The sequence below is a fragment of the Paenibacillus sp. FSL P2-0089 genome, assembly GCF_038595095.1.
GTDB lineage: Bacteria > Bacillota > Bacilli > Paenibacillales > Paenibacillaceae > Paenibacillus_AQ > Paenibacillus_AQ silagei.
Genome location: NZ_CP152006.1, coordinates 1,610,295 through 1,622,527, shown reverse-complemented (window position 1 = coordinate 1,622,527; position 12,233 = coordinate 1,610,295). Strand labels below are relative to the sequence as shown.

General features: G+C 52.4%; 14 protein-coding genes. 2 read left to right on the top strand and 12 right to left on the bottom strand.

The window, feature by feature from the left end; translation table 11 throughout:
- Nucleotides 1-61: 61 nt before the first annotated feature.
- From NST69_RS06575 to NST69_RS06565, 3 genes are all read right to left on the bottom strand, one after another.
- Nucleotides 62-904 carry a carbohydrate ABC transporter permease gene (locus NST69_RS06575; RefSeq protein ID WP_036697963.1) on the bottom strand — a complete coding sequence of 281 codons (843 nt, stop codon included), beginning with the start codon at nt 902-904 and terminating at the stop codon, nt 62-64.
- An 18-nt stretch (nt 905-922) separates the two neighbouring features.
- Nucleotides 923-1,813, bottom strand: coding sequence for a sugar ABC transporter permease (locus NST69_RS06570; protein ID WP_036725691.1), 891 nt, complete (start codon nt 1,811-1,813; stop codon nt 923-925).
- 191 nt (nt 1,814-2,004) lie between these two features.
- Nucleotides 2,005-3,402, bottom strand: a complete 1,398-nt coding sequence (locus tag NST69_RS06565) for a sugar ABC transporter substrate-binding protein (protein ID WP_036725692.1) — start codon at nt 3,400-3,402, stop codon at nt 2,005-2,007.
- Between the two features lie 461 nt (nt 3,403-3,863).
- Between NST69_RS06565 and NST69_RS06560 the strand changes: the two genes are divergently transcribed.
- Together NST69_RS06560 and NST69_RS06555 are read left to right on the top strand one after the other, a co-directional pair.
- Complete coding sequence (locus NST69_RS06560) at nt 3,864-4,826, top strand: winged helix-turn-helix transcriptional regulator (RefSeq protein ID WP_339254749.1); 963 nt, start codon at nt 3,864-3,866, stop codon at nt 4,824-4,826.
- 118 nt (nt 4,827-4,944) lie between these two features.
- Complete coding sequence (locus NST69_RS06555; protein WP_342548824.1) at nt 4,945-5,103, top strand: asparagine synthase; 159 nt, start codon at nt 4,945-4,947, stop codon at nt 5,101-5,103.
- A gap of 960 nt (nt 5,104-6,063) precedes the next feature.
- Here the strand turns inward: NST69_RS06555 and NST69_RS06550 are convergent.
- The 9 genes from NST69_RS06550 to NST69_RS06510 are packed head-to-tail and all read right to left on the bottom strand — an operon-like array spanning nt 6,064 to nt 12,184.
- On the bottom strand, nt 6,064-6,834 hold the full coding sequence (locus tag NST69_RS06550) for a class I SAM-dependent methyltransferase (protein ID WP_342550097.1): 771 nt from the start codon (nt 6,832-6,834) through the stop codon (nt 6,064-6,066).
- Between the two features lie 22 nt (nt 6,835-6,856).
- Nucleotides 6,857-7,780 carry a S1-like domain-containing RNA-binding protein gene (locus NST69_RS06545; RefSeq protein ID WP_339254747.1) on the bottom strand — a complete coding sequence of 308 codons (924 nt, stop codon included), beginning with the start codon at nt 7,778-7,780 and terminating at the stop codon, nt 6,857-6,859.
- Nucleotides 7,777-8,124 (bottom strand): ribosome silencing factor, encoded by a 348-nt coding sequence (gene rsfS / locus NST69_RS06540; RefSeq protein WP_036725699.1) that lies wholly within the window; start codon nt 8,122-8,124, stop codon nt 7,777-7,779. Before rsfS ends, NST69_RS06545 begins: the two co-directional genes overlap by 4 nt.
- Nucleotides 8,121-8,699, bottom strand: coding sequence for a bis(5'-nucleosyl)-tetraphosphatase (symmetrical) YqeK (gene yqeK / locus NST69_RS06535; RefSeq protein WP_339257359.1), 579 nt, complete (start codon nt 8,697-8,699; stop codon nt 8,121-8,123). Before yqeK ends, rsfS begins: the two co-directional genes overlap by 4 nt.
- The gene (locus tag NST69_RS06530) at nt 8,683-9,273 is read right to left on the bottom strand and encodes a nicotinate-nucleotide adenylyltransferase (protein ID WP_209878117.1); all 591 of its coding nucleotides are present in this window, start codon (nt 9,271-9,273) and stop codon (nt 8,683-8,685) included. The genes yqeK and NST69_RS06530 overlap by 17 nt, the downstream gene beginning before the upstream one ends.
- 12 nt (nt 9,274-9,285) lie before the next feature.
- A complete protein-coding gene (gene yhbY, locus NST69_RS06525; protein WP_036697934.1) occupies nt 9,286-9,579 on the bottom strand; it encodes a ribosome assembly RNA-binding protein YhbY in 294 nt (97 codons plus the stop codon).
- A 51-nt stretch (nt 9,580-9,630) separates the two neighbouring features.
- A complete protein-coding gene (aroE, locus tag NST69_RS06520; RefSeq protein ID WP_342548822.1) occupies nt 9,631-10,509 on the bottom strand; it encodes a shikimate dehydrogenase in 879 nt (292 codons plus the stop codon).
- A gap of 20 nt (nt 10,510-10,529) precedes the next feature.
- Entirely contained in the window at nt 10,530-11,651 is a 1,122-nt protein-coding gene (yqeH, locus tag NST69_RS06515; protein WP_209878215.1) for a ribosome biogenesis GTPase YqeH, read from the bottom strand.
- Between the two features lie 8 nt (nt 11,652-11,659).
- Nucleotides 11,660-12,184 (bottom strand): YqeG family HAD IIIA-type phosphatase, encoded by a 525-nt coding sequence (locus tag NST69_RS06510; protein WP_036697929.1) that lies wholly within the window; start codon nt 12,182-12,184, stop codon nt 11,660-11,662.
- Nucleotides 12,185-12,233 lie beyond the last annotated feature (49 nt).

Below are 12,233 nucleotides of genomic sequence, written 5' to 3'. Positions count from 1 at the left end.
TTTGGTCTTGAACTGGTGGCTGGCGGTGCTCAGCCGGTAATTTGGTATTCCGAAGGAAGGGTCAGCCCTTCACTCCGGAGATGGCAACAGATTCAATAATTTGCTTTTGGAAAACAAGGAAGATAATCAGCATCGGCAGCAGGGCAATAATCGAAGCCGCCATAATCAGCGGATAGTCCGTCTGGATCGCATAGGTCGCATTGAAGTTGGCGATAACCAGCTGGAGGGTCTGCTTCTCCGGTGAATTCAGATAGATAATCGGAGACAGGTAGTCGTTCCAGATACCCATGAACCACAGGATCAGCTGCGCTGCCACCGCCGGCTTGATCAGCGGGAAGGTAATCGAGCTGTACAGGCGGAAGTACGAGCTTCCGTCGATTTTGGCCGCTTCGATAATGGCATTCGGCACACTGCTCAGATACTGCCTCAGGAAGAAGATCATGACGATATTGCCGAACAAGCCCGGCACGATCAGCGGCAGCAGCGTATCAATCCAGCCCAGCTTCGAGAACATGAAGAACTGTGGAATCATGACTGCCGGATACGGAATCATCAGGGATGACAGCATCAGCAGGAATATTTTATTTTTACCAGGAAACCGCAATTTAGCAAACGAAAACGCCGCAAGACTGGAGGTGAACGTACCCACGATCGTTACCGTGACGGCGATAATCAAGCTGTTCTTGATCCCGCTCAGCAGCGGACCCGCTTCCCAGATCTCACTATATTTGTCGAAATGGAACGGCCGCGGAATCCACACCGGAGGCAGGGCGAACACATCCTGCTTATCCTTGAATGAGGTGGACAGCATCCAGAGCAACGGGCCGATCATGAACACCGCGCCGATTAAAAGTAGAACAAAGATAATGCTATGCGTAACTCTTCTTCTGCTCGTCATATTTATGGTCTCCTCCCTCTTCAGTTAATCGACATCGAACGATTGCTTCTCGTTCATTCGGAATTGGATAAGAGTCACAACAAATATGAACACGCCGAGGAATACCGCCATAGCAGAGGCATAGCCCATCTGGAAGTTGCCGAAGGCTTTTTGCCAAATGTAGAATACCACGGAGGCTGAAGCATATTCAGGCCCGCCTGTAGGGGTCATAATGTTCATCTCGGTAAAAATTTGCGATCCTCCAATAATGTTGGTCACGATGATGAAAAAGGTTACCGGGCGCACCATCGGCCAGGTGATATGCCAGAAGGACTTGAAGCCGCTGGCTCCGTCCAGCTCCGCCGCTTCATAATAAGATCTGGAGACACTCTGCAGCGCCGCCAGATAGAGCAGCATCGTATAACCGAGGCCCTTCCATACCGCCATAATGATCAGCGCCGGCTTGACCGTATATTTATTCGCCATCCAGTTCGGCCCGCTGATTCCGAAGAGATCAAGGAACTGGTTGACGAGACCATAATCACCGTTATAGGCCCAGTTCCACATGATCGATACTGCGGCCAGAGAAGAAATGACCGGAACATAATAGATGACCCGGAACGCTGTAGTCCCGGGCACCCCCCGGTTAAGCCCAAGTGCCAGCAGCAGCGCCAGCGTAATGCCGATCGGAATGCCAAGCATCATGAACAAGGTATTGAATAAGGCCTTATGGAACAGCTCATCCGACCACAGATCCTTGAAGTTGCCGAGGCCGATGAAGTTCATCTGGCCGAGGCCATCCCAATCCGTGAATGAGCCATAGATCGAATAGATCATCGGATACAGCGTAAAAATCAGCAGTCCCAGCAGCGGAGGCAGGATAAACAGAAATCCGTAGATTTTCTCCTTGCGGTACAGACCCAGCTTAGTGTTCATTAGAATCACCTCAAATTCGGATAGTCTATAACTTTCCCCACAAAGTGATGCATCAGCTCCGATGAGTATTCAGATACTTTGCGGGGTCCCCAAAATATATACAAGTTCATCTCAGAATAAAGTGATGCCGGCCCGTTGTTACAGGAGACCGGACATCACTTTGTATGCTGGATAAGAACGATACGTACCGCTTATTTCTTGGATTTCGCCTCTTGCTCAACCGCTTTATCCAGCAGCTTCTGCATCTTCGGCTGTTCCGTCTTCACATACTCCTCAGGGGTAACCTTGCCGTCAAGCACTGGCTGGATGTCCGTGTAGAACAGGTTATACCATTCAGCATTGTACGTGTAGTGGCCAGGCAGCACCCGTCCGTATTCATTCACGACCTGGAGGAATTCTTCCTTGTTCGCCGGTTTGGTCGTAGTATCAGCAGCCCATTCCTTAGCCATATCCATCAGGTTCGGAATTTGCACCTTAGCCTTCACCAGCGCTTCCATTCCCTCCTTGGAGGCCGTCAGATAGTTGATCAGATCCACGGCTTCATCGGGATGCTTGGTTTTGGCGGAAGCACCGATACCGAGTGAGCCGGTCCATGTGGCGGATTTGCCTGTAGAGCCGGCAGGATATGGAATCAGGTCATAATCGAAGGGAAGCTTCTCGTAAGTGCTCATATCCCAAGGACCTACAGGGAAGAAGGCCATTTCACCTTTCATCCAGCGCTGGTAGGTATCCAGAGTCTGAGCTTGTTCCGTTGATGGCGTAATTCCGTATTTAAGCTGCATGTCAGTGAAAAATTGCAGGGCTTCGATAAACTTCGGATCATCAATCGTAACCTTGGTCTTAGTCGCATCCAGCCAGTCCGCCCCGTTGCTCCAGACGAAGGAAGGCAAGGCCCACTGCACGTTGAAGCCTGCGCCGAATTGATCCAGCTTGCCGTCCCCGTCCTTGTCAATCGTCAGCTGCTGGGCAACTTTGATGAATTCATCCCAGGTGTACGGTTTGTCTTTGTCCGGCAGCGGGATACCCGCAGCTTCGAACATGGTCTTGTTATAGCCGAGTGCAAAAGGACCTACGTCCTTGGGCATCCCGTACAGATTGCCTTGCCCTGCCATGGTGCCGTCGTAACGGTACAGATCCACGCCATATTTCCAGATATTATTCAAATCAATGTTAGGGTTCTTCTCCACATAGCTGGTCAGGTCCAGCAGCACACCGCTGTTCACATAAGCCTTCAGATCACCGGATTCAAAATAGAATACGTCCGGAACGCTGTTCCCGGTAATAGAGGCCTTCAGCTTAGTCGCATATTGATCTGCCGCAGTCACAACGATCTTAACCTTGACGTTCGGATGATCGGCTTCATATTTTTTCACAACACCCTCATAAGCCTTCTGCTCATCGGTTCCCCCGCGGAACATAAAGGTAAGATTCTTGGTTTCCTTGGAATCCTTGCTGCCGGCATTCGCCGTAGCTTCGCTTCCGCTATTGCCCCCGGACGATGCATTGTTCTTCCCGCCGCAGCCTGTAAGTACAACCGATACCATCAGAACTAACGACAGCAGTGTGAACCAGCCCTTTTTCTTTAACACTGTAACCCCTCCTAGGATTTGCTGAGCAATTCGATTGATACAATCTATATAGAAGAACTAGGGAACCTCACCGGCTCTGTTAGTTCAAGCTACCGCATGATGCATTATGTTTCACTCTTTAATTAAATAATTGAAATACAATTGAATGTATTCGCTTACAGGTATAAAATAGCATATATAAAGTGGAGTGTAAATATAAAAGTATAAATCTTTTTAAACACATTCAAACTAAACGTTGTTTAATGTCTTTTTACTGAAAAAAATCATTTAATATTGACTTAACCGCGCATTAATTATTCATACTTATATAAAACAAACAGCCTTAAACTTTTGCTTTTAACTTAAATTTAATCGTTTTCTACAAATAAAGGCAGAATACTTTCCTTTTAGGGTGGGTTAGTTTATAATTTTATAAAATAGTTTCGATTCTCATGACCTCAGTGGAAGAAGGTATTCTAAATATGATTTATATTAAAGATCTGATGAGCGGGATTGATATCTTCAAGGCGCTCAGCTCGGAAATCCGCATCCAGATTCTTGAGCTGCTGGCGACCAATCAGGCCCTGAATCTCAACGAAATTGCCAAGAAGCTGAATCTCAGCAACGGGGCCATTACAATGCATATCAAGAAGCTGGAGGAGAGCGGCTTAATTGAGATCAATACGGCCGTAGGCAAACACGGAATTCAGAAGGTCTGCTACCTGAATAAAGATAAGCTGATGGTGGATTTGCGCAGCAAGGATGTCGATAATCTGTACGAGGTCGAGATTCAGGTGGGCCATTACAGTAATTATCAGGCTGTTCCGACCTGCGGTCTGGCTACCAAGGACAGCATTATCGGGGACTTCGACGAGCCGCGTTACTTCGCCGATCCCCAACGGATCGATTCCGAGATTATCTGGATGGCCGAAGGCTTCCTGGAGTACCGCATCCCTAACTATCTCAAAGCCAACCAGACCTTCCGGGAAATCCAGTTCTCCATGGAGATCGGCTCCGAGGCTCCCGGGTTCAGCGACAATTACCCCTCGGATCTGTACTTCTATGTGAACGGAATTGAGATCGGCTTCTGGACCAGCCCCGGGGACTTCGGCGATACGCGCGGTACCTTCAACCCGGACTGGTGGCCACCCCACCTTAACCAGTATGGCATGCTGAAGCTGATCCGCATTAACCAGGAGGGCAGCTTCATTGATGGCTGCCGCATCTCAGACATCACCTTGGATGACATTAAGCTGGATTACAAGAGCGAGCTGACCTTTCGCATTGCCGTCACCGACAAGCCGGTCAACAAACGCGGCTTGACCATTTACGGCAAGCACTTCGGCAATTACAGCCAGGATCTGCTGGCGCGTGTGCTCTATAATGTGCATGAGGTCGAAGATCCGGCCGGCCGGCCGGCGACCACCGCAGGAGTGGCAGATTGACTGTTTATGACAGATAGCCACCTCCCTGCCGCCGCTGGCATAAACTCTAAGTATAATTGTTCCCTCCGTAACCCACACTAACGAATGTCTTTCAAACTACCGTGAGGGAGTGTTTCGAATGCGTGAAGGGATGATACCCGCCGTACTGGGGACCGTAGTTACTGCTTCGAGTGCAGCTTTTCTGGGAAGCAAATATAAGATCGCGGCAACCGGCATTCTTGGATTTGGTCTGGCGCATATTGTACTCGGCACCATCGATTTGTTCGAACACCGGTAAGCCTGCTTGAAAGATGACCGGATCGTATCCTTCGGATAGGGTCCGGTTTGCCATGTCTTGCAGATTAGAACGGCTGATGCGTCCCTTTGTACAGATGGTACTTGTACATCTGCCTCACTCGCCCTCGCATCAGCACATCGCGCCGAATGTATGCTGTTTTTCACATACATTCAGTCCATGTACCTCAGTTGCGCCGATTGTATGCTGTTTTCCACATACATTTGGTCCATGTACCTCAGCAGCGCCGATTGTGTTCTGTTTTTCACACACATTGGGTCCGTGTAGCTCAGTCGCGCCGAATGTATGCTGTTTTTGACATACATTTGGTCCAGGTACCTCAGCAGCGCCGAATGTATGCTGTTTTTGACATACATTTGGTCCAGGTACCTCAGCAGCACCGATTGTGTTCTGTTTTTCACACACATTGGGTCCGTATAGCTCAGTAGCGCCGATTGTGTTCTGTTTTTCGCATATATTTCAGGCATAGCATTTATAGTGTTTGAAGATCGAAAAGGCCCTTACCCAATTCGGGTAAGGACCTCCATACTACCTAAACCACATAAGAAGCTCTAAAAAATTTAACCAAAGCTAAAGGAACGAAGAGGGAAATTTGGAACTTCTGCTGTCATCAACAGATTTCAACTGCTATAAGCGGTTGTATAAGAAGCACTTGATAATTAAACGAAAAGCAAAAAGGAACGGAGGGGAAATTTGGAACTGTAGGAGCGGTAGCGTCCGCCTTTGTCTGCGGATTTCTACCGCGAACAGCGGTATATAATCAAGAAATCTGCAGACAACAGCGGCCGAAAGTCCAAATGTTCTCCGCAGTGACGATTACGCTTCAAGTTCTCATCTGTGCTCTATACAATAAAGAACTCTGTTGACGCCAGCGGCTAAAAGTCCAAATGTTCTCCGCAGTGACGATTACGCTTCAAGTTTTCTTTAGCTTCTTTTGCAGCTTCATTTCACAGCCACATAGAACAGCCGCTGCGCCGAATCATCCGCCGCCACCCACTCGAAGTCCGCATACACCGACACCTCGCTGAATCCGGCGGCAAGCAACTCCTGCTTCATCCACTCCGGGTCATAGGCACGCTGGGTATGGGTCTCCTCAAAGCGGCGGTACGTGTCTGAACGGCCCTCCTCGCGGGCGAAGATGGACAGGTGATGCTCAATCTCCCGGCGCGGCACATCCAGCTCACAGGTCCAGATGTAGGATACATCCAGCTCATCCAGCACGAAAGGCTGCTCTTCCTCATAGCGGATCAGCGTGTTCGGATGATGCACATCGAACAGGAAGGTCCCGCCTGGCTTCAGTCCGTCATATGTACTGGAGAACACAGACCGGATGTCCTGCTCCTCCAGCACATAATTCAGGCAGTCGCAGAAGGAGATGACGGCGTCTACCGGCTCCGGCAGCTCCCATTCCTTCATGTTCTGCTGAACCCACTGCACACTGCCCTCCCGCAAAAAGCGCCGTCCCTGCGGCTGCTGCTCCAGCTTACGTTGGGCAACGGACAGCATGTCCGATGAAAGATCAATCCCCGTCATGTGATACCCTGCCCCCGCCAGCGGAATCGTCAGGCTGCCGGTACCACAGCCGAGTTCGGCTACCGTGCGCGGCTTGCCGTATTTGCCCCATGCCGTCTCGGCAAAGGCCAGCCAATCCGGATACGGCATATCCGCCATAAGCGCATCGTATACATAAGCAAATTTGCCATAGGAAGACACTGCGTACACCGCTTTCTCTATACTATTGGTTGTCAGAATCGCTGTCCGGTCCGGCCTGCTCCTCTTCGCGGGCAGCCAGATAGGTCCAGTTCTCCTTCTGGACAACCAGCCCTTCCTTCATCAGCTTGCCAAGCGCGCGCTTGAATGCTGATTTACTGATGCCGAAGCGCTGCTTGATAATATCGGGAGGCGTAGCATCCGAATATGGCATTCCGCCGCCTGGACGGGAAGCCAGAAAATCCAGCAGAGCCGCCGAATCCACATCACGGCCCACTTCCTTGCGGTGGCCCATGCTGAGGTTGACGCGGCCATCCTCACGGATATGGGCCACGCGCGCTTCAATCACTTCACCCAGACGCAGCAAGCGAACGCGTTCAGAGGAGTGAACCATACCGATGATGCCGAAGCCGAGCACACCGGCATCTACAAGCACGAAGGTGCCCATCTGCAGCGGCTTGTATACCCGGGCTGTGACCGTCTGCCCCTGCCACGATTCAGGTGCAGGCAAGGCCAGCGGCGCAAGCTCCTGCTCTCCGGCCAGCTTGGCACGGAGACGTCCCTGCTTATCATGCTCCATAATTGCGAAGACCTTGTCGCCAATCTGCGGACGCAGCTCCACCAGCTCGGGAAGCTCGCTGAGCGGCAGCAGCAGCTGCCGTCCAAGCCCCATCTCCAGGAAGCAGCCCAGCCGGGGATGGATATCCGCCACTTCAAGCAGCGCCATCTCGCCAAGCGTCAGATATGGCTTCTTCATCGTAGCCGCAGGACGGTCCTCGGTATCGAAGAAGAGGAAGACCTCCACCTTGTCGCCGATCTTCGGCTTGCTGCCCACAAGCTCGGTGTAATGAAGCATGATATCCTGGTCGCCTGCGCTCAGGAAGTACCCGTAAGGGGATACCTCCCGCATCACTTCAAGCGTAACCGTAGTTCCTGCAATCAGACTCATACCGTCTCCACGACCTTGGCATCCGACCACAGACGCTCAATATTGTAATATTCACGTTCATCGCGGTGGAAGACATGGACAATCACATCGCCAAGGTCCATCAGTACCCAGCGTGCTGCATCCATCCCCTCAATGCCTTTGATCATTCCGCCAGCTTCATGAACAACCTTGCGCACCTCAGTGGCAATTGCCTGAACCTGGGTATCGGAATTACCGTGGCAGATGATGAAATAATCGCTGATCGGCGACACACTGCGCAGATCGAGAGCCACCACGTTCATTGCTTTTTTATCCTGAACGGCGTGTAGCGCCAGTTCAAACAGCTTGTTTGATTGTACACTCATAGTTTATCCTCCAATGTTCTAACTAAATCGTTGCGCGCCAGCACCGTAAGCGGAAATACGACCCGACGCTTCTCCAGCAGCACACGTATAGTGGAATCCAGTCCGGCAATCAGGCCTTCCTCCAGGCTAACCTTCGATAGCCTGCGGATCTCCTCCACACCGGGGAAGTCCCGTCCAGGCTCAATATAATCAGCCAGACAGACGATCCGCTCCAGCAGGCCCATGTTCTCCCGGCCCGAGGTATGGTAACGGATCGCGTCCAGTACCTCCGAATCCGTAATGCCATAATCATGCTCGGCGGTATAAGCACCAACCTCAGCATGCCATAGCTGCTTGTCATATTTCAAAAGCTCAGCGGATAATCCGTTCTGTTCAATGATCTCCCGCATCCGTTCCACCGGCCAATATTTGGCCACATCATGCAGGATGGCGGCGGTCTCGGCCCGCTGCGGGTCAGCGCCATACCGCTGCGCCAGCTTCACAGCAGACTCCATCACACCGAGTGTATGCTTCCAGCGTTTGTCCGGCATCTGGCCGGAGACCGCCTCAATCAGCGCTTCACGGCTGTACTCCATACAATCCACTCCTTTGAACATATTCATATACAGCATCCGGAACCATATAGCGGATCGACTTTCCTTCGGCGGCCCGGGCTCTGAGCATGGTGGAGGAGAGATCGACCAGCGGCATATCCGCCAGCAGCACTTTACCGGCAATGAACTCCGGCAGCAGTCCCAGATCCAGCGGAGTGCCCGGACGTCCCACACCGATGAAGGTCAACCGCTGCACCAGCTCTTCGATCCCCTGCCACTTGGGAAGATACTGAACCATATCCGCACCCACGATGAAAAAGAATTCATGCTGCGGATACTCCTCCTGCAGACTAATCACCGTCTCCAGCGTATAGGATACTCCGCCCCGCACGATTTCCCAGTCAAGAATGCCAAAGGAAGGGTGATTCTTCACCGCTCCCTCCACCATAGCCAGCCGCTGTTCACCGGTTGCCCCGGCCTCATGCTTATGAGGCGGAATATGCGAAGGCATGAACCAGACCTCCTGCAGACTGTAGCTCTCGCGCGCCGTCTCAGCGGCCATCATATGGCCGATATGCAGAGGATCGAAGGTCCCTCCCATTATGCCTACTCTCAAGAGGTCAACCTCCTATCTTGGAAGCTCAATCGTTTTGTTGTCGCGTGATTCCTTGTACAGAACGATAGTCTTGCCGATAACCTGAACAAGCTCCGAACCGGACTGCTCGGCAAGCGCGGCACCAATTTCCTTGGGATCATCAGCGTTGTTATTCAGTACACTGATCTTCATCAGCTCGCGTTTCTCAATAGCTTCTTCAATGTGACGGATCAGATGATCGTTTACGCCGCCTTTGCCAACCTGAAATACAGCATCCAGATGATGAGCCAAAGAGCGCAGATAACGTTTTTGTTTGCCTGTTAACATAAATGTGAAAACTCCTTAATTAACATATATTATTACCCTGTTCAGTGAAAATCATTTGCCCGGCACCTGGCCGAGGCAATCCGCAATAGTCTGCCGCATAATCGCTGCGGGAGCCACAAGCCCCGTCCAATACTCCAGGGCGTAGGCTCCCTGGTAGACGAACATGCCCAGCCCGCCGTGAACGGTGCAGCCGCGCTTCAGACTCTCTGTAAGCAGCCGGGTATGCAGCGGATTATAGATCAGATCGCTGACGATCATCCCTTCGTGCAGCCCGGCCGGATCGATCGGCATGTCCTCCATATGCGGATACATGCCTACGGATGTTGTATTAATTACAATATCCATGCTGCCAAGCACGCGGGGAACGGCATCCATCCCTGCTCCGGTTAAGCTGCCCCGGCTGCTGAAGCTATCTGCCAGCTGACGGGCCCGTTCCTCATTTCGGTTCACAATCAGGACCATTGCCGGCTGCTCCTTCAGCAGCGCCGAGACAATCCCTCTGGCCGCACCGCCGGCTCCAATCACGAGGATGCGGGCGCCGGTAAGATCCGGCGCAGCCTCTGTCTTCAGTGAGCGGACATATCCGATGCCATCCGTATTGAAGCCGGTCAGTATACCATTGTCGTTGACGATGGTATTGACTGCGCCGACATCCACCGCACTTGAATCCAGCCGGTCCAGATACTCCATCACGGCAACCTTGTGGGGGATCGTTACATTCACGCCCCGGAAGCCAAGCGTCCGTATCGCCTGCACCGCATCGCCCAGCTTGTCCGGCGTAATGTGCAGCGGCACATAAGCGCCGGAGAGACCGAGCGCCTGGAGTGCCGCCCCGTGCATCAGCGGGGATTTGGACTGGGCAATCGGGTCGCCCATCACGCCCAGCAGGAGCTCCCCGTGACTCTGCGTGTTCCTGTTTGTCTCAGTCATGTCGCCTTCCTCCTGTACAATTAGATCAGCGAAGGACGGGTAAGCACCTTGACGCCGCGCGGCACATGGACAGCTACTACTGCTCCGGCTGTACCGTTCACCTTGATCCAGCCCAGACCAGAGATGAACAGGTCGGTCTCACTATTCCTGGCGATACGGAATTCATGGCGCTGCCACTGCGGCAGCTTGTCTATGTCGGCAGTCCCCGGCGGAGACAGCAGCTCGCCCCGGTGGTCTTGATACAGGGAATCTGCACGCTCCAGCTTCGTGCGGTGAATCTTGAGGGTGCCGCTGATGAAGCAGGTGAAGGACTGGCGTTCCCCCTGAATGAAGTCGAAGCGACCCAGTCCGCCGAAGAACAGCGACTGGCCTTCATTCAGCTGATAAACCGCCGGCTTGAGCGGATTCTCGGGCATCACTGCGCCCAGATCCTTGCGCTCGACCAGCTCGCTGTACCTCCACGGGTACACGATTCCCGGCGTATCAATGATGGAATGGCCGTCATCCAGCGGGATTTTGACCATATCAAGGGTGGTGCCCGGATAACGGGAGGTCGTCAGCTCCTCTTCCAAGTCACTGTAATCGGAGATCAGCCGGTTAATCAGGGTGGACTTGCCTACATTGGTAGCCCCGACAACGTATACATCACGCTGGCCGCGCAGCTCGGTAACGGCCTCCAGCAGACGGTCGAAGCCCTGATTGCGCTTCGCGCTGACCAGGACAATCTCCGCCGTGCGCAATCCCTCTTCCTTACAGCGCTGCTGCATCCAGTTGCGCAATCGATTCCAGTTGGTCACCTTCGGCAGCAGATCGATCTTGTTCACCGCCAGAATGACCTGATTATTGCCGACAAACCGCTGCAGCCCGGAAATCAGACTGCCTTCGAAATCGAACAGATCCACAATATGGATCACCAGTGCATTCTTCTCGCCTACTCCGCTTAACAGCTTCAGGAATTCATCCTGATTCACCGATACGGAAGAGGCTTCATTGTAATTCTTGATCCGGAAGCAGCGCTGGCAAATTACCGGCTCCCGTTCGAAGGCGACCTCCGGGATATAGCCGGGGAGCTCCTTGTCTACGCTCTGTAGCTTAATGCCGCAGCCGCTGCATTTCTCAGGCCGCGCTGTTCCATCGTTCATTGCATTCATTAAGATTTATCCTCCTCTTGCCACAATCCTTGCTTCCGCAGACGGGTCAAGGCAATCTGCTCCACTCTGCGGTTAATTCTTGTTCCTATTCCCTCATCCTTGACGGAGATCGGCAGCACGAGTACCGTGAACAGACCCAGCCGGTTGCCGCCGTATACATCGGTCAGCATCTGGTCGCCGACTACAATCGTCTGCTCCGGTCCCAGCTCCATCAGCTTCATGGCCCGCAGGAACGGGGAATTGCTGGGCTTCTTGGCCTGATGTACAAATTCAATATTCAGCGGGGTGGCAAAACGCGACACCCGGTCCATATTGTTGTTGGATACGATCACAAGCTTGAAGCCCAGCTCCTTCACCTTGGCGAACCAGAGCAGCAGCTCAGGAGTAGCCAGCGGCGCCTTGGCGCCGACCAGCGTATTATCCAGATCCGTAATAATTCCCCGGTAGCCTTGGCGGTACAGCTCCTCCAGAGCGATATCAAACACCGTGTTTACCCGGAGCTTGGGGACTAATCTTTCAAACAATACATTCACCTCATTTTCATACAGGAAACTTGTAACCCGGCTCTATAGG